Below are 17511 nucleotides of genomic sequence, written 5' to 3' on the forward strand. Positions count from 1 at the left end.
CGCCACATCGATCGTCGAGGTACCCTGGAAGACGCTGAAGACGCCGCCGGAGCGTAGCACGGCGCTCGGCCCCGCCGGCCGGTCGTCGGGCCCGCAGGCGGGGCCGGCCCTGGACTTCGGGCCTCGCGACGTCTAGGCTGGCGGCCGATCGGCGATGAACATCCGGCGGACGACGATCGGCACCACCGCGGGGCACGCCGGGCAAGGCCCCACCCGCGTCGATGCGTACTCGCTCGACACGGAGAAGGGGCTCGCCGTGACCGTGTGGACCTACGGGGCGACGCTCGTCGAGCTCCTCGTCCCCGATCGCGACGGCCGGGTCGACAACGTCGTCGTTCGCCTCCCGGATCTCGAGAGCTACGAGGATCGATCGAAGAACCCTTACATTGGGTCCACGCTCGGCCGCTTCGCGCGCGCCGTCGCGGGGGGTCGGTTCGAGCTCGACGGGGTCGAGCACCAGCTCGATCGCAACTACGGCCGGCACCACTTCCACGGGGGAAGCATCGGATTCGATCGATTCGTGTGGAGCGCCGACGCCGAGCGCCGCCAGGGTGAGCTCGCGCTCCGGCTCCGGCTCGAGCGCCCCGACGGCGACCAGGGTTACCCCGGCGCCCTGTCGGCCGAGGTCACCTATCGAGTCGACGGCGACGGTCGGCTCACGCTCGACTATCGGGCGACCACCACGGCGAGCACCATCGTGGCGTTCACCAATCACGCCTTCTGGAACCTCGCCGGCTCGGGCACCATCGACGATCACCGGCTCGCGCTCAACGCGGCACGCGTCCTCGCGTGCGACGAAGAGCTCATCCCGCGGGGCCCGCCCGCCGGCGTCGCCGGTACGCGGCTCGACTACCGGGCGCCGCGGCAGATCGGCGATGCGCGGATCGACGACTGCTTCGTGCTCGACGATCCGACGTGGGCCGCGGAGCTCTTCGAGCCCTCGACCGGCCGGCGAATGCGGGTCGTCACCGATCAGCCGGGGCTCGCGGTCTACTCGGGTGACGGCCTCGCCGGGCCGCGCGCGGGGCTGTGCCTGCAGACAGGCGCCTTCCCCGACGCGCCCAACCGCGCTGATTTCCCCTCGGCGCGGCTCGATCCCGGGATGATCCACCGCCACGTCACGACCCACGCGTTCTCGAGGTGAACGGCCATCATGCGGACCTTCGCGACCCTCGGACGACGGAAGGCCGTGCTGGGCATGATCCACCTGGCCCCGCTGCCCGGCACGCCCTTCCACGAGAAAGGCAGCTTCGAGCGGACGCTCGATGTCGCGGTCCAGTCGGCGATCGCCCTGAGCGAGGGCGGCGCGGACGGGTGCCTGGTGCAGACCGTCGAGCGCGTCTACGGCGTCAAGGACGAGTCTGATCCGGCGCGCACGACCGCGATGGGGCTGATCGTCGACGCGATCGGGCGCGCCACGGGCGACGATTTCCAGATCGGCGTGCAGCTGATGCGGAACGCGATCCGGGCGTCGCTCGCGGTGGCGAAGGTGGCCCGGGGGAGCTTCGTCCGCGCCGGAGCGCTGGTGGGCGCCACGCTCACCGAGCACGGCCTTGTCGAGGCCAACCCGCTCGAGGTGATGGAGTACCGCGACAAGATCGACGCGTGGGGCGTGAAGATCATCGCCGACGTGGCGTCGACGCAGTTCACGTGGCTCGGCGGGGCGAAGCCCGTGGCAGAGGTGGCGAGGCGCGCGAAGCACGTCGGCGCGGACGCCGTGTCGCTGGGCGACCCCGACGAGGCGAAGACGCTCGCGATGATCGCGTCCGTGCGGGCGGCCGCACCCGATCTGCCGATCCTCCTCGCGGGCCACACGAACCACGCGAACGCGGCGAGGTTGATGGCGGCGGCCGACGGGGCCTTCGTGGGGGCCTGCCTCGAGCAGGGCGGGTGGGGCGGCCGGATCGATCGGGACCGGGTCGCGGCGTACGTGGAGATCGTCCGCGGGCTGGAGCGTTGATGGGAACGGCGGCGCAGGCGACGACGAGGGAGCTCGAGCCGGCCGTGATGGCCCGCGAGATCCAGGCGTTGGCGAGCGATCTGCGCGCCCTCGCGGGCCCGCTCGAAGAGCAGGTGCGCGCCCTGCTCTCGCCCCCGGCGTGGGCGTCGATCGACGAGGTTTACCTCGTGGGGAGCGGGGACTCCCACCACGCCGCGTGCGCCGCCGAGATGGCCTTCGAGGAGATCGGCGGGGTCGCCTGCGCGGCGATGAGCTCGCAGCGCTTCCTGGAGTACGGCGGCGCGCGGATGCGCCGATGCTCGCCCCAGAGAGCGCTGGTGATCGCGACCTCCGCCTCGGGGGGCACCCCGCGCGTGATCCAGGCCGTGGAGCGCGCCAGGGAGGGCGGGGCGGCGACGATCGCGCTGACCTGCACGGCGGACAGCGCCGTGACCCGGGCCGCCGATCGAGCCGTCGTGGCCACGCTGCCGGAAAAGGAGCGCTCGCCGGGGATTCGCACGTACCAGGCCAGCCTGCTCGGGATGCTGCTGGTCGCGATCCGGCTGTCCGAGGCGCGGGGCACCGCCGACGCGGGCGCCCTCCGCCGGGAGATCGTCGCGCTTGCCGACGCCGTGGACGCCACGCGCCGCGCCGTCGAAGGACGGTGTCGCGAGGCCGCCGAGAGGGTCGCCGACGCCCCTGCCATGGTGATGCTGGGAAGCGGGCCGAGCCACGGCACCGCGCGCTTCGGCGCCGCGAAGATGGTGGAGGCGACCGGCCTCCTCACCGTCGGGGAAGACGTGGAGGAGTGGTGGCACGTCGAGCGGTTTGCCTATCCCGTCGACATGCCCCTCTTCGTCATCGCCCCTCCGGGGCGCGCCCACCGCCGGGCGAGCGAGATCGCGGAGGCGGCGCGAGGCCTCGGGAGGCGAGTGTTCGCGGTCGTGCACGAGGCCGACACCGAGGTGTCGAGGCACGCGATCCTCACGTTGCCCGTGGCGGGCGAGGTGCGCGAGGCGTTCTCGCCGCTGCTCTATCACCTCTTCGCCGGTTACGTGGCCTCCCATGTCGCGGAGCGGCTGGGTCGATTGCCGTTCCAGAAGAAGCGGTGAAAGAGGGACATGCAGTGACCGAGATCGCGTCTCCGCAGGGATCGTGGGAGGTCGCCTCGAACGCGGAGGAGGTCCACGCGCTCCTCTGCGCCAGCGACGCCCACCACGCGACGCCCGAGAACCCGGCGCCCGCGCGGCGCCTGGAGACGACGCGGCGGCGCGTGCAGGCAGGCTCGGTGCACCTCCTGCGGCAGGGGGCGGAGGCGATCGCCATGTTCACGCTGACGTGGGAGCCGCCGTTCGAGGCCGACCTCGCGATCTTCCCGCCCGCGGGGAAGCCTGCGTATCTCTCGCGCCTCGTCGTCCACCCCGCGGGGCTGGCGAGAGGCTCCCTCGCCGGCGCCCGCTGCCTCCGGAGGGCGGTCGAGCTGGCGACGGCGGGCGGGGCCGACGTGCTGCGCTCGGAGGCGAACCCGGATCTGACGCAGGTGCGGGCGTTGCTCGGGATGTTCGGCTTCGAGGAGCACGGCCGGGCGCAGTCGGAGGACGGGCGGCGCCGCGTGTACCTGCAAAAGGTCCTGCGCTGAGCGGGCGCGCCCCGCGCTCAACGCCAGCTCCGCCCGCACACCGCCCGCAGATCCCAGGCCGCCGGCGAGTCGAGCGCGGCGAGCGGCGACGAAGGATCCAGGACCCCGGTCGAGCGCAGGATGAGACTCGGCAACTGCCAGTCACGAGTGACCTGTCCCGTGGGCTCTTTCACCTCGAAGCCGACCGAGCCCAGTCCGTGGCGGCGCCCGGGGGAGATGTCGCGCGCCCACAGGAGCACCGTGGATCCCGGCAGGTGGGTCAACGCCATCTCCAGCAGATCCAGCCAGATCTCGTCGCTTCTCGCCTCGCAGTCGAGGATCGTCGTCGGGGTCGGGTGGTCGTCCGGGTCCAGCGAGCGGTGGCCGACCAGATACCCGCACGGCGCCCCCTCCGCCTCCGCGGTGAGGTAGAAATAGCGAGCCAAGGGGTTCTGGTTCCACCACGTGATGTACTCCAGATCGCGCACATGACGCCGCACGCCGTCCGGTAACGGGACCTCCGCCGCGAGCGCGGCGATCGTCGGCGGGTGAGGCGCGCGGCTGGCGCGGATCGAGACGCCGGACCGCGAACCCTGGAGGCCGCCGCCCTCCGCGTCCGGCCAGGAGCGAGCGTCGACGACGCGCCCTCCTCGCCTGGCGCTCGCGAGCGGCCACGGGCCGATGGCCTTCCACCCCTGCATCAGCAGGGCAGGGACCGCGAGGCCGTTCCCGAAATCCAGGAGCCACGGGATCCCGTCGGCGCGGAGCCGCGCGACCAGCTCGTCGAGCATGCGCCCGAACAGGGGCCCGCCTCGCTGGTCGGGCGCCACCACGGCGTCGGCGAGGCAGGGCAGCACCACGCGATCGCCGCCGTTCGCCTCCCAGCAGGCCCCGAAGGCGCCGACCATCCCGGCCAGCTCGTCGCCGTCCCAGGCGAGCATGAGATAGCGATGATCGAGATAGGGATTGCGGCCGTACTTCCAGTCCAGGTAGGCGGCGTTGAGGCTCGGCCCCCCGTTCCAGAGCAGCCGCTGGAAGTGGACGACGGCATCCCGGTCGCCCGGGCGATAGGCCGTGATCCGGCAGGGGCTTCGAGCGCCGCTCATCGCCCCGGAGGACCCGCCTGTTTGCCCGCCACGAACGCCGCCATCCGGGCGGCCGTGCGGAAGTGCTCGAGATCCATGTCGCCGGCCTCGATTTTGATCCCGAAGCGATCTTCCAGGAGGACGAAGAGATCCATGAAGGCGGCGGAGTCGATCAGGCCGCTCTCGACGAGATCGACGTCCGCGCCCACGGGCCCGAGGTGAAGCGACTCGCCGAGGATCTGCTGGACGGCGGCGATCGGCGGGGTTCGTTCCGACATGCGCGCTACCTCTCCTCGAGAAACCGCCGCTCGAGCGCGCGATGATCGATCTTTCCGTTCGGGTTCTTGGGCAGCCCGTCGAGCGCGAGCCAGCGCGCCGGCAGCATGTACGGGGGCAGGCAGCTCGAGAGCTCCGCGCGGAGCTCCGCCGGGCTGCGCGTGGCTCCGGGCATCGGGACGTACGCGGCGCAGATCCGCGCGCCCTCGAAGCCGTCGACGGCGACGGCGACGACCGCGCTCTCCGCGAGCCCGGCGATGCGCCCCAGCGCGACGGCGATCTCGTCGAGCTCGATGCGGCACCCGCGCGACTTGATCTGCCGGTCGGCGCGGCCGTGGAAGTGGACGATCCCCGCCGCGTCGATCCTCGCGAGATCGCCTGTCCGGTAGAGGCGCTCGCCGGAGCCGGGGGGCGCCTCGACGAACGCCGATGCGGTCTTGTCCGGATCGCGGAAGTAGCCGGGGCTCAGGCCGACGCCGCCGATATAGAGATCGCCGATCACCCCGGGCGCCACGGGGCGGCGATCCGCGTCGAGCACCGAGAGCCGCTTGCCGGGGACCGCCTCGCCGATGGGGATGGGCGCGTCGTCGTCGGGGACGCGCGGCACCGTGTAATGGCTGGCGGTGATCGTCGTCTCGGTGGGACCGTACGTGTTCGTGAACGTCACGTGGGGCAGGCGCTCCATCCAGTAGCGAAGGGCCTTGGTGGGGAACACCTCACCATACCAGATCAGCCTTCGAAGCTCGGGGAAGTCGCCGTGGGCCACCACGTCTCTGCTCGCCATGCCGACAAGGACCGAAGGCACCGAGTCCCACTGCGTCAGCCTCGCGCCGCGGATGAACTCCGCCAGCGATCGCGGCAGGAGGTTGGCGCGCGCAGGGACGAGATGCAGCTCCGCGCCCGCGTGGAACGCGCGGAAGATGTCCCAGAGCGCGGCGTCGAAGTGCAGTGGTGAATGGCAGGAGACGCGATCGTCGGCGCCGACTCCGAAATGGGTAGTGGACCACGAGACGAAGTGGAGCACCGCCTCGTGGGTGAGGGGGACACCCTTCGGCTCCCCGGTCGAGCCCGACGTGAAGAGGATGACCGCCAGATCGTCCGGAGCAGCCCCCGGCGCCGGCCGCTCGGCGCGCGCAGCCGCGATGTCCTCGCCGAGGCGGACGACCTCGGAGACGGAGGCGTCCCCGAGCTCGTCGAGGCACCGCGCGGCGAGGCCGCCGCTCTCGGGGTGAATCACGAGCCGACAGGGCGCAAGCGCCCGGAGCATCCGGACCAGACGAGGGGCAGGGCTCGTCACGTCGAGCGGCGCGCAGACGGCCGCGGCCTTCAGGGTGCCGACGAGGGCGACGATCGCCTCGGCCGACTTGGGCGCGAGGAGCGCCACGCGGTCGCCCGGCCGCACGCCGCGGGCGACGAGCGCGCGCGCGAGCTCGTCGCTCCGGCGATCGAGCTCTCCATACGAGAGCCGCGCCGAGCCGTCGACGAGCGCAGTGGCGTCGGGGTGGTGCAGGTCCTCTTTCGATACCAGCTCTTCGAGACGTCGGATCGCGTCATTGGCCACCACCGCGCGATTCAATCAGGTCCAAAAGTGGCCGTCAACGCCGGGCAACAGCCCCGGATCAGCGGCGCGGGGCCCGGGGCGCGAGCGTTGACGAGCCCCAGGGGATGTGCTCCACTCACCGCGCGAAGAGCGAGGGGCCATGATCCTTCTCATGGGAAACTGCGGTGCTTTCCGCGTCGCGCCGGCGCTCCGCCAGCTCACCGGCGCCGAGGTCAAGGTCCTCGGGTGGACGCAGGTGGACGCGGCTCTCCGCCTCGATCCGACGCTCGTTTACGTCGATCTCTTCGGCTTCGACGTGATCGCGCCGATCTGCGTCGCCGCGATCGCCGGCCGCCCCATTCCCCGCTTCGATCTCGACCCGCTCCGGGCGGTCGTCGCCGCGCTGAGCGAGACACCCGTCGTCTACAGGGGAGTGCGCCGCCCCTCCGCAGGTGCGTTTGGGCTGCTCGGCGGAGACGCGGAGATCGACGCTGCCTTCGACGAGCTCGCGTCGGTGATACGCGCGCACCGCGTCCTCGACGTGCAGGGCCTCTGGGCCCGCCACGGGATCCCGATGGACGACGTCATCGGCGGCCTCGGCCACGGCGAGGCCCTGGGGGCGGGCGCGGGCAAGGAGGCCGGCCCGAACGCCGTCGCCGAGGCGGTGTTCCACGAGGCGCAGTGGGTCGCGAGCCTGTGGGCCGCCCGCGCGCTCCCGCCCATCGAGTGCGTCGTCGTGGATCTCGACCTGTTGATCCGGGGAGATCTCCTCGCGGACGACTTCCACGCTCGCAACCCCGCCTGGCTCCCGCCGGATCGAGCGCCCGCGGCCACCGTCCTCGAGGCGTGGTGGTCCATGGAGCGGGGCCTCCACGAGGCGCTCCGGATCGTCGCGAGGCGGGGAGTCGCGCTCGCGCTGACGACACGCAATGATCGCGACGCGACCCAGCGCCGGTTCCAGAAGCGCGCTCCGGTCGCCGACGGCGATCCGGGGCCGTTCGCGTGGATGTACGAGGGGATCCCCGAGCAGGTACGGAGCTCGATCTTCTCTGCGCACCCTGCCTTGGTGGACGGCCTCGCGCTCGACGTCGCGGACTTCGCGGCGCTCGAGGCCGACCCTCGACGCCCCGCGTCCGAGGCGTGCCGGCGCGTCGCCGAGCGCCTGGGGCTCGAGCTCCACGCGCTGGCGTTCCTCGGCGCCACCGAGGCGGATCGCGAGGAGGTCCGAGCGAACGCGCCCGAGATCACCGTGCCGGAGGGGCCGGCGCATCGATATCGAGAGTTCCTCCTCCACGGTCCTCGGCTGGTCCGCTGGGAGAGCCCGGCCCCGAGGCCGGCGTCGATCGCCGGCTCCCCTCCGGCGGTCGCGCCGGCGGGATCGGGCGCCGCCGCCGAGCGCGTCGAGGCCTTCCTGCGCGGATTGAACATCGTCGTCGACGTCCGGGCGGCCACGCCCGCGGAGTATCCGCGCGTGGAGGAGCTGCTCGTCCTGTGCACCGAGATGAACCTGACCGGCGATCGGCCCGAGCTCGACACGCTGGACGCCATCTACGTGGGGAGATGCCGCGCCTCGACCAGCGATTACGGGATCGTGGCGGCAGGCCTGGTCAAGGACGGGCGGCTCGTGAACTGGGTTTGCTCCTGCCAGGTCCTGCCGTACCGGGTCGCCGGCACGCTCCTGCACCTGACCCTCCAGACGACCCCGGGGATGGAGACGGAGTTCGTCGACGTCGGGAGCAACGCCGCGGCCCTCGACGTCATCCGGGAGGCGCGCTCCGGCTGCGCGAGCTGGGTCTCGGTGGGCGCCTGCGCGTGAAGACGTTCGACGAGCTTCGGAGGCTGGCGAAGAGGCCCTCTCCGGAATTCCGCCGAGTCCGCCTGGCCGTCCTTGCCGACTCCGCAGTTCAGCTCTACGCCCTGGCGCTCCGGGGCGAGGCCGCCGATCGCCGCCTCTCCCTCGCGGTGCTCGAGGGCGAGTTCGATCAGATCGATCAGGCGATCCTCGATCCCTCCTCCGAGCTGCGCCGCTCTCGGCCGGAGTTCGTGGTCGTCTGGCGATCCGCCGAGCGGCTGCTCTCGGCGTTTCGAGCGCTGCCCTCGACGGAGCGCGCCTCCTTCGCGGATCGGCACGTCGCGCACGTCCGGAGCCTCGCGGACGCGCTCGCGGAGAGCACCTCGGCCCGGATCATCCACGTCAACGTCCCGGAGATCGACGACGGGGTCTTCGGCAGCTTCGCCAACAAGATCCCTTCGTCCTGGGTCCATCAGCTCCGCCGGATCAACGTCCTTCTGATGGAGCTCGCGAGCTCGCGCGACGATTTCTTCCTCCTCGATCTCGCGCTCCTCTTCGCGGAGCACGGCAGGGCGGCCGCGGAGGACCGGCGGCTCGCCGCCACCGCGAGGATGGCGCTCGGCGTCGATTTCCTCCCGGTCGTCGCCGAGAGAACGCTGGACGTCGTGGACGCGATCCTCGGGCGCGCCCGAAAGTGCCTGGTCCTCGATCTCGACAACACGCTCTGGGGCGGGATCGCGGCGGAGGACGGTCTGCCGGGCATCGAGCTCGGCGAGCTCGGCCTCGGGCCCGCGTTCACGGAGATCCAGTGCTGGGCGAAGGAGCTCGAGCGGCGCGGCGTCGTCCTCGCGGTGTCCAGCAAGAACGAAGAGCGCGTCGCGAGGGAGGTGTTCGACAGTCACCCGGACATGGTGCTGCGGCTCGAGGACATCGCGGTCTTCTGCGCCGGCTGGGAGAGCAAGGTCGACCACCTCCGGCACATCCAGAGCGTGATCGGGATCGGGTTCGACGGCATGGTCTTCCTCGACGACAGCGCCGTGGAGCGGGCGGCCGTGCGCGCGGCGCTGCCCGAGGTGTGCGTGCCCGAGCTGCCCGCCGATCCTGTCGAGGTGATGCCCTTCCTCCGGCGGCTGAACCTCTTCGAGGCGGCGTCCTTCACCGGCGAGGACGCGCGGCGCACCGCGTATTATCGGGAGGAGAGCCAGAGGCGCGCCCTCCAGGGCTCGTCCGGAGCTCCGGAGGACTTCCTCCGGGGCCTCGACATGATGGCGAAGGTCGAGGGCTTCACGCCCTTCAACCTTCCCCGCGTCGCGCAGCTCACGCAGCGATCCAACCAGTTCAACCTGCGGTCGGTGCGCCACGCGGAGGGTGAGCTGCGGCGGATCAGCGGCTCGGCGGGGCACCTCCCGTTCGCGTTCAGCCTGGAGGATCGGTTCGGCGCCTACGGTCTGGTGAGCGTGGTCATCCTCGAGGCGCGGGGAGAGGCCATGTTCGTCGACACCTGGCTGATGAGCTGCCGGGTGCTGAAGCGCGGGCTGGAGATCTTCGTGCTCGACGTGCTCGTCGAGGCGGCGCGCGGGCGAGGGGCGCGCGGGATCGTCGGCGAGCACCTGCCCACGCCGAAGAACGCGCTCGTGAGGGACCACTACGCGACGCTCGGCTTCGAGCGCCGCGGCGACCTCTGGTATCTCGATCTGGAGACCTACCGGCCTCGCGAGCATTTCATCCGGAGGGCGTGACGTGGAAGGGGACGACATCCTCGCCCAGCTGACCAGGATCATCGCCGGCATCCTCGACGCGGACAGCCTCGAGCTCCGCGAGGAGACGGTCGCGCGAGACGTGCCCGGGTGGGACTCGCTCTCGAACGTGCAAATCGTCCTGGCCATCGAGAAGCACTTCCGGGTCCGGTTCACGACCCGGGAGATTCGAGGTCTGGAGAACGTCGGGGCGATCTGCGCTCTGCTCCGAGCGCGGCGGGAGGGGCAGGCGCGATGATCCGGAGGGACGACGAGATCGAGGGGGCGCTGCGGGTGATCGCCGATCACTTCGGGGCGCCTCCGTGGCTGCTCCGCCGCGTGCTGGAGGGATACGGCCGCTCCTCCGCGGGCGACTCTGTGGCAGGCGCCGTCGAGCCCGGGAAGATCGCGCTCCGGACGGCGCTGGCCGGATCGAGCCTCCGCGCGCTGTCGGAGCAGCTGATTCGCCGGGATCTCGGGCCCTACGCCAGGGATCGAATCACGAAGCGCCTCTCCGAGACGCTCGCCCCCTTCTTCGGGCCGGGCGTGTGGCTCCCTTGCCCCTCGGCGACCGCGGCGGGCGCCGTCGCGGCGCGCTTCCTCGCGGGGAGCGGGCCGGGCGCGCTCTTCGCCGAGGACGTCGGACATGCGATGATCCTCGAGGCGGGCGCCGTCACGGTCATGAGCGGCGGGCAGCTCTTCCCCGTCGCGATCCGGACGGACGAAAGGGGGACGATACGCCTCGAAGACCTCGAAGACGCGCTCCTCGCCCATTGCCCACGAGCGGCGGAGACGACCCTCGGGCGGGATCACTTCCCCAGCCCCCGTGTGCTCCTCCTCTCGTGGCCGTCGCTGTTCGGCTTCGCGCCGTCCATCGACGAGCTCCGGGCCCTCCGCGCCGCCTGCGACCGGGAGGGGATGAAGCTCGCGCTCGATCTCGTCTGGGGTCCGCACAAGCTCGCGGAGGACTCCGATCCTCACCCTCGGCTCCTCGATCTGATGGGGCTCGCCGACGCGGTGACGTTCTCGCTCCCCAAGATCGACTGTGGGCCGGGCGCGTTCGTCTTCTTCCCCCGCGCGGAGGAGGGGAGCCTCGACCGACTCCGGGCCTCGGTGAAGCCCATCGGGCTCGCGGAGTTCGAGGCCTGGGAGACGTCGGCGCGGTGGGAGGCGGCGTGGACGTCGCACCGAGCCTTGCTCTGGGAGACGCTCCGGAGCCACGTCGATCGCGCCGCGCGCATCCGCGCGGAGCTCGGATCACGAGGCTTCGTGATGAGCCCGGAGAGCGCCGGCAATGTGGTGTTTCTCTCCACGCCGCCCGAGACGGCGGAGGTCTTCCTGCGCCACGGAGCGGGCCGATGGCCCCTCCGGTGCGCGGATCGAGGCCACGTGATGCTGCGGTTGATGATCGCCTCGTGGTACCCCCCCGGGTGGGAGGACCGGCTCTTCGACGGGCTCGCGGGGCTGCCCGCCGGGCGGTGATCCGGCGGCGCAGCAGGCGCTCGTCAGCGCGGGCGCACGCGGCATCGGAGCGGGATCACCCGCGGGCCGGGCGACCCCTCGCGCGCCGTCCGCACCACGACCGGGCTGGCGAGCGCCGCCTCCGTGAGGCGCCGGGTCAGGATCGGCACCGCCTCCTGCAGCTCGGCGCGCGCCAGGTAGGCGCCCAGGCAGTGGTGGGGGCCGGCGCCCAGCGAGAGCGGGGCGGCGCCTCGCCGGGTGATATCGAACGTCTCCGGCGCCTCGAACACCCTGGGATCGCGGTTCGCCGCGCCCGTCGCGGCGATCACCAGCTCGCCGGCCCGGATCGGGACTCCGTCGAGCTCGAGATCGCAGGTAGCGACCCGGATCGCGACGCGCGTCCCCGGGGCGTAGCGGAGGATCTCCTCCGCCGCCGGCTCCGCCAGATCGGGCCGCTCCTGCAGGAGCCGCCGCTGGTCCGGGTGCTCCAGCATCACCAGGAATGCCTTGCCGATCGTGCGCCGGGTGGTGTCGAGGCCGCCGAAGAGGAGCGCCACGATCTGACACACGAGCTCCTCCTCGCTGAACCGATCCCCGTTCTGCTCGGCGGCGGCGAGCGTCGAGATCAGGTCGCCCCTCGGCTCGGCCCTGCGCGCCGCGATGGTCGGCTCGATGTACCTGCGGAGGCCCTCGAACGCGGCCTCGAGCCGGGGCAGGTGCTTCTTCACCTCGAGCCCGACGATGTAACCGAGATCCGAGCACCACCGCCGGAAATCGGGATCTTCGAAGGAGACCGGCAGCCCGAGCAGCTCGATGATGACCTGGCCGGGGAATCGCTCGGCGACCGCGGTGACGAAATCGAACTCGGTTCGATCGCCGATCTCGTCCAGCAGCGCGTGCATCCTCTCCCGCATCCGCGGGCGGAGCGCGTCGACGGCGTCGGGCGTGAAGCCCTTCTTGAGCAGGCCCCGGAGGCGCGCGTGCGCGGCGCCCTCCGTGCTCAGGAGGAACCCCTCGTACATCCGCCGGACGAGGCCATCGGTGACTCCTTGTCTCGTGAGCACGTCGGTGCCCATGTTACGGAACCGAGCGTCGCGGAGGAGATCGTGGACCTCGCGATACCGCAGCACCGCCTTCCCCATCGAGGTCTCGGCATACCAGCAGGCCTCCTGCGCGCGCCGGACGACGTCGCCGCCTTCTTCCATGACATCGTCGGGCTGCAGCGTGTGGGGAGTCGACATGGGGAGCGTCTCCGTGTTATCGCGTGGATGGAAAAGACGGTATCTCGGGAGCGGGGATGAGAGCGACGGTCGCACCCTCGTGGCGCGCTGTCAACCAGCGCTCCACGGCGGGAGTCGCACGCCCGCGTTGGCGCCGAAGCGACCTCGAACTAGAGCGGCGGTCATGAGATGACGACTCCCTGGATGCGCTGAACCACCTGGACTCGACCGCGGAGCTCGAGCGCTGCTTCCACGCGGTGAGCGCCGCGCTGCTCGAAGGGGGGCAGTGAGCGCGGCTGATCAGCGCCCCGGAGCGGCCCCGACGAGCGCGGCGAGCCTCCGCGCGAGATCCGCGCGGAGGAGCTTCCCCGTCGGCGTCCGTGGGATCGCCTCGAGCCTCACCAGGCGGCGGGGCAGCACCGTCGGGGCGAAGACGGCGCGGAGGTGGGCCAGGATCTCCGCGTCGCCGACGGCGCCCTGCGAGCCCACAATCGCGGCGATGATCTCCTCTCCCAGCAGGGGGTGCTGGAGCGCGACGCACGCGGCGTCCTCGACGTGCGGGAGCGCGCGGAGGACGCGGTCCATCTCGTCGAGAGACACCGACTCTCCCCGCACCTTCGCGATGTTCTTGCTCCGCCCCGTGATGGTGAAATAGCGCCGGCCGTCCCCTCGATCTTCGATCTCGTAGCCCAGATCCCCGGAATGGAACCACCCGCCCCGGAAGGCCTCGGCCGTCGCCTCGTCGTTGCCGGCGTAACACGTCATCACGTTGTGCCCACGCATGCAGATCTCCCCGATCTCGCCGGGCGCCGCGCGCTCGCCGCCGCGGTCGAGCACCGCCACCTCGTTGCCGTACAAGGCCGTGCCGATCGAGGGGATCTCCACGTCGAGCATGTGCGCCCGATACGCGTCCTCGGAGAGGTCCGCCGGCATCGTCGTCGAGAAATTGGTGGTCTCCGTGAGCCCGTAGCCCTGGAGGATCCGCGCGCCGAGCTTCTCGCGGACGGCGCGGGCCGTGCGCGCGGTCAGCGGCGCGGCGGCCGAGACGAAGTACTCGAAATCGCCCGGCAGCGCGGGCTGCCGCCACATCCCGAGCAGCGCCTCGAGGATGCTGGGCACGACGCTGGCGATGCGCGGGCGGAACCGCTCGACGAGCCGCGGGTAGCCGAACGGATCGAAGGCGTGCGCGAGGACGGCGTGCGCGCCCGCGGCGAGCGTCGCGAAGATGGTGAAATGAAGGCAGTTCACGTGATGAATGGGGAGGCAGCCGAGGAGGCGGTCCCCGCGCTTCAGCCCGTGGTGACGGCGGAGCGCCTCCGCGTTCACGGCCGCGGCGTAGTGCGACTGCGCGACGAGCTTCGACGTCGCGGTCGACCCCGACGTCCCGAAGAACAGGGCGTCTGCCCGGGGCTCGACGGCGGGATCGGGATCGGACGCGGCGCCGTCCTCGAGCGAAGCGGCCTCGGGGACCGGGATCGCCTCCGGGAGGACGTCGGCCGCAACGTCGGGGGAGCGGAGGACCGCCTTCGCCCCGAGCGCCTCGGTGAGCTGTCGGAGCCGCCCGGCGGGGTCCGCCGGGCTGAGGAGGAGGAGCGCGCAGCCGGCGCGCAACGCGCCGAAGAGGGCGACGACCGAGCTCGCCTCGTTCGTCGGGACGAGCGCCAGGACGTCGCCGGAGCCGACCCCGAGCCGCCGGCGGGCCCACGACGACACCCGGCGGCTCAGGGCCTCGAGATCACGGTAGGTGAGCGTCACGACCCCTCCGTCGGCCCGCGCCGCCGTGAGGAAGGGATCGTCGCCTTGCGACCGCGCGCGAGCGGCGACGTGCGCGAGGATCGTCGGCTCGATCGGGAGCGTTCGATCGAAGGGGACGCCGCCGTAGCTGTGGGCGAGATCGAAGTCGGTCGACATGGGGTCACCCGGGCCCGCGCAGCGCGCGCACGTGGCCGGCGATGGTCCGCGCGTCGCGGAACGTGGCGGGATCGATCAGGTCCGCGGGGAACCGGACCGCGAGGCCCCGCTCGAGATCGAGGATGAAGCCGACCATCTCGAGCGACGCGAGCCCGAGCGCCGAGAGATCCGTGTCGGGGCCCACGGCGGAGGCTCTCTCCGCGTCGACGTGGCGCGCCGCGATGTCCAACACCGCTCGTAGGAGGTCATCCATCGTCTGGAGACTACCTCTCCGGCGAGGGGTCGATCTGCACGTTTTTTCTCCCTGCCCGAGCTGCCGGCGAAGAGGCGCCGACCCGACGGAGAACCGTCGACGAATGCGCCAAGACAGCCGCGGCGGCCGCCGATTGATCCCCCGGGAGGTCCTTGATAGGCTCCGCGTGAGCCGATGGAGCGACTGCTCGCCTTGCCGGTGGCGCAGGCCGGGGACGATCCGCTGTTGAGCGACGAGCGGGGAGCTCCGGTGTGGCCCTACGCCGGCCCCGACGAGAGGGCGCTGCTCGCCCAGGTCGCGACGCTGTTCGGGCGGGAGATCGTCGACGTTCAGCCGGCCTCGAGGGGCCCACGCGACGGCGGCGAACGGCTCGTCGCGGGGTACGACGAGGGCGCCGAGCGGGCAGGCCGCCTGTATGCCCATCTCACCGGGCGCCGCTACGTTCATGTGGGCTCGCCGCGGGAGGCGACGGCGATGGACGCGGTCGACGTCGTCGTCTGCGTCGCCCCGTCCGCGCCGCACGATCTCCTCGACGAGATCACGCGCGCGCGCAGGAATGCTCGTTTGGGGATCCTCTGGGCGGCCGACGCGGGCTCCCTCTCGCGACAGGCCCGGATCCGCGCCGCGGCCGCGCGGCTCGATCCTGCGCCGCTCGATCGGGCCACCGTGCTGAGCCCGATGACAGGGCACATCGAGCCCGTCCGCGTCGGCGCCGTCGAGCTCCGGGGGGCGCTGAAGACGCCCGGCGATCTCGAGACCGGGCCGCACGCCGTCATGGCGCTGACGACGCACTCCGACGGGATCGACGCCTTGCTCGGCGAGCGGGCGACGCTCTGTGCCCTCGTGGACCTCGACCCGAGCTCCGTCCCCGGAGGTCCGTCGCCGAAGTGCGTGATCACCGGCCAATGCCACCGGCAGAAGATGCGGGTGGCGGAGGCGCTGGCGTCCGGCCGGCTCGTGCCGGCGCGCGCGCTGTCGAGCCGGGTCCTCATGTGGAACAGCTGCTTCGGGATCATGGGGCGGCACTGGAGCGTTGTCGACGCCTGGGGGCTTATGCCCCAGCTCCTCGCCTCGGCCGAGGTCGGTTGCCTCGTCGCGCTGCGCGCGATCGTGAACACCGGGCCGGTGCAGGTCATCCCCCTCGTCGCCACGCTGCATGAAGGGGTGAGCGTGGGTGACGCGCTCGCGGCGTGGCGAGAGACGCTCGGGAGACAGTCCCACGCGATGATCCGAGATCGCCTCTTTCTGTTCGGCGATCCCGCGGTCGTCGCAAACCCAGCGCGCGAGGCCGCCCTCGACGAGGCCGCCCTCGACGAGGCCGCCCTCGACGAGGCCGCCTTCGACGAGGCCGCCCTCGACGAGGCCGCCCTCGACATGACGGCGCCCTCGCCCTCGGCCCCCGTCGAGGCCACCGAGGCGCCGCTCATTCTGCGCTTCCTCGAGAACGTGAGAGCGTGGCAGCCCGATCTCTCCCCGGCGGTCGATGCGTGTCGGGCGGCGGTCGAGGCGAGCGAGCTCGCGCGCTCGAGCACGACGCCGGGGCCGCGCGCCGAGCTGGAGGCCGCGTTGCGACGAACGCTCCTCGGGGTGCTGACGAGGACGATGTGGTCGAGCTGGCTGGACTCGTGGCTGCCGACGGCCACTCTCCGCGAGGAGCTGGCCGGCAGGACCTGCGGCGACTGCGGCGCCGACCTCTGGGCGGGAGTCTACGACGTGAGCGCGCCCGGCGGCGCGCCCCGCTATTTCGCCAGCTGCGCCAGCTGCGGCGCCGTCGACGACCGCCCGGCGAGCTGCGACGCCGTGATCGAGCGCGCCGATCACGGCCTCGGGCTCTCGCGGGGGGGGCCCCAGCGCGATTGGAGCGGCGCCCTCGTGTCGGCGCCGATCGGCCCCGATCTCGTGTCGACCGAGTGGCCGCGAGGTGAAGACGATCTGCCCCTACCGGAATGCCGCCTGACGGGAACATCGCAGGTGGGCCCGATATTCAGGCTGGCGATGTTCATCGAAGCTTCGCGTGTGTCGATTCATATGCGGCGCGCATTCCTCGCGACCTCCGATACGCCATGACGCAGCGCTCGGCGAGAAATCGCCCGAGGCGCGGTCCCCCATCGCCCTTGACAGTCCGCCGACCGATCCCATAGCCTCTTCGATTGCTGCGATCAATCGCAGGTATGGGAGGAATCAGCCATGGCGGAACGTGACCTCAAGGATCTCGCGCACAACCTCAATCAAGAGCAGTTGAAGCTCTACAGCGAAAAGCTGAAGGCGCTCTCGGAGTACCGTAAGGCGCAGGCGCGCCTCAACGAGGTGAACCTCGAGCTCATCAAGGCCGGCCTGCGAGTCAACCCGGGCTCCGTCGCCTGCTGGTAGTCGAGAGGGCTCGCTCTCACGAGGGCTCGCGACGCTAGCCCTCGACTCCACGCCCCGCGAAGCCTCCCGACATTCAGCGCGGCCCGACATTCAGCGCGGATCACCGGCGCCTCGCCCCCCGACTCCCTCCGCCCCACGACACAGCGCCGCCGCTGGCCAGCGCTCACCACGTGGCGAACGAGCAGCATCGTCCGCGGCTCCCTTTGGAGCGATCGACCTGCGAGTCCGCGCCGATCCGGTCGTGGAAATCCGGTCAAAACGGGTGACGCGCGCTCTCGCCGCTCCGGCGTGGCCGCCCTTTGCGGTTGTC

The 17511-nt window shown here is 71.7% G+C and carries 16 protein-coding genes; 10 read left to right on the forward strand and 6 right to left on the reverse strand.

All coding sequences use genetic code 11. The features are described 5' to 3' along the window. Positions 1-154 precede the first annotated feature (154 nt). The 4 genes from WMF12_RS42715 to WMF12_RS42730 are packed head-to-tail and all read left to right on the forward strand — an operon-like array spanning position 155 to position 3578. Positions 155-1144: an aldose epimerase family protein gene (locus WMF12_RS42715; protein WP_437854457.1), complete on the forward strand. Its 990-nt coding sequence runs from the start codon at positions 155-157 to the stop codon at positions 1142-1144. A 9-nt stretch (positions 1145-1153) separates the two neighbouring features. After that, the gene (locus WMF12_RS42720) at positions 1154-1960 is read left to right on the forward strand and encodes a BtpA/SgcQ family protein (RefSeq protein ID WP_012240823.1); all 807 of its coding nucleotides are present in this window, start codon (positions 1154-1156) and stop codon (positions 1958-1960) included. Then, entirely contained in the window at positions 1960-3051 is a 1092-nt protein-coding gene (locus WMF12_RS42725; protein WP_437854458.1) for an SIS domain-containing protein, read from the forward strand. Before WMF12_RS42720 ends, WMF12_RS42725 begins: the two co-directional genes overlap by 1 nt. A 14-nt stretch (positions 3052-3065) precedes the next feature. Next, positions 3066-3578 (forward strand): hypothetical protein, encoded by a 513-nt coding sequence (locus WMF12_RS42730; protein WP_437854459.1) that lies wholly within the window; start codon positions 3066-3068, stop codon positions 3576-3578. Between the two features lie 17 nt (positions 3579-3595). Here WMF12_RS42730 and WMF12_RS42735 read toward each other — a convergent pair whose 3' ends face one another. From WMF12_RS42735 to WMF12_RS42745, 3 genes are read right to left on the reverse strand one after another with little or no spacing between them, the layout of a single operon-like run. Next, positions 3596-4663, reverse strand: a complete 1068-nt coding sequence (locus WMF12_RS42735) for a GNAT family N-acetyltransferase (RefSeq protein ID WP_437742472.1) — start codon at positions 4661-4663, stop codon at positions 3596-3598. Beyond that, positions 4660-4920 carry an acyl carrier protein gene (locus WMF12_RS42740; RefSeq protein ID WP_437854460.1) on the reverse strand — a complete coding sequence of 87 codons (261 nt, stop codon included), beginning with the start codon at positions 4918-4920 and terminating at the stop codon, positions 4660-4662. Before WMF12_RS42740 ends, WMF12_RS42735 begins: the two co-directional genes overlap by 4 nt. Positions 4921-4925: 5 nt before the next feature. Continuing rightward, a complete protein-coding gene (locus WMF12_RS42745; protein WP_437854461.1) occupies positions 4926-6482 on the reverse strand; it encodes an amino acid adenylation domain-containing protein in 1557 nt (518 codons plus the stop codon). A gap of 136 nt (positions 6483-6618) precedes the next feature. Here WMF12_RS42745 and WMF12_RS42750 point away from each other — a divergent pair, with 136 nt between their 5' ends. The 4 genes from WMF12_RS42750 to WMF12_RS42765 are packed head-to-tail and all read left to right on the forward strand — an operon-like array spanning position 6619 to position 11468. Continuing rightward, the gene (locus tag WMF12_RS42750) at positions 6619-8274 is read left to right on the forward strand and encodes a hypothetical protein (RefSeq protein WP_437854462.1); all 1656 of its coding nucleotides are present in this window, start codon (positions 6619-6621) and stop codon (positions 8272-8274) included. Further along, positions 8271-9989: an HAD-IIIC family phosphatase gene (locus WMF12_RS42755; RefSeq protein ID WP_437854463.1), complete on the forward strand. Its 1719-nt coding sequence runs from the start codon at positions 8271-8273 to the stop codon at positions 9987-9989. Before WMF12_RS42750 ends, WMF12_RS42755 begins: the two co-directional genes overlap by 4 nt. A gap of 1 nt (position 9990) precedes the next feature. Next, positions 9991-10245 carry an acyl carrier protein gene (locus WMF12_RS42760; RefSeq protein ID WP_437854464.1) on the forward strand — a complete coding sequence of 85 codons (255 nt, stop codon included), beginning with the start codon at positions 9991-9993 and terminating at the stop codon, positions 10243-10245. After that, positions 10242-11468, forward strand: coding sequence for a beta-eliminating lyase-related protein (locus WMF12_RS42765; RefSeq protein ID WP_437854465.1), 1227 nt, complete (start codon positions 10242-10244; stop codon positions 11466-11468). The genes WMF12_RS42760 and WMF12_RS42765 overlap by 4 nt, the downstream gene beginning before the upstream one ends. A gap of 23 nt (positions 11469-11491) precedes the next feature. On the opposite strand, the gene WMF12_RS42770 is transcribed toward WMF12_RS42765, so the two are convergent. From WMF12_RS42770 to WMF12_RS42780, 3 genes are all read right to left on the reverse strand, one after another. Further along, positions 11492-12688, reverse strand: a complete 1197-nt coding sequence (locus tag WMF12_RS42770; protein ID WP_437742479.1) for a cytochrome P450 — start codon at positions 12686-12688, stop codon at positions 11492-11494. Between the two features lie 279 nt (positions 12689-12967). Next, complete coding sequence (locus tag WMF12_RS42775) at positions 12968-14578, reverse strand: class I adenylate-forming enzyme family protein (RefSeq protein WP_437854466.1); 1611 nt, start codon at positions 14576-14578, stop codon at positions 12968-12970. A 4-nt stretch (positions 14579-14582) separates the two neighbouring features. Next, on the reverse strand, positions 14583-14831 hold the full coding sequence (locus tag WMF12_RS42780) for a phosphopantetheine-binding protein (RefSeq protein WP_437742481.1): 249 nt from the start codon (positions 14829-14831) through the stop codon (positions 14583-14585). Positions 14832-15005: 174 nt separating this feature from the next. Between WMF12_RS42780 and WMF12_RS42785 the strand changes: the two genes are divergently transcribed. Together WMF12_RS42785 and WMF12_RS42790 are read left to right on the forward strand one after the other, a co-directional pair. Further along, entirely contained in the window at positions 15006-16898 is a 1893-nt protein-coding gene (locus WMF12_RS42785) for a hypothetical protein (RefSeq protein ID WP_437854467.1), read from the forward strand. A 120-nt stretch (positions 16899-17018) separates the two neighbouring features. After that, positions 17019-17201: a hypothetical protein gene (locus tag WMF12_RS42790; protein ID WP_437742483.1), complete on the forward strand. Its 183-nt coding sequence runs from the start codon at positions 17019-17021 to the stop codon at positions 17199-17201. The last annotated feature ends 310 nt before the right edge of the window (positions 17202-17511 follow it).

Source organism: Sorangium sp. So ce363 (assembly GCF_051520435.1).
In the GTDB taxonomy this organism is placed as follows: domain Bacteria; phylum Myxococcota_A; class Polyangia; order Polyangiales; family Polyangiaceae; genus Sorangium; species Sorangium cellulosum_B.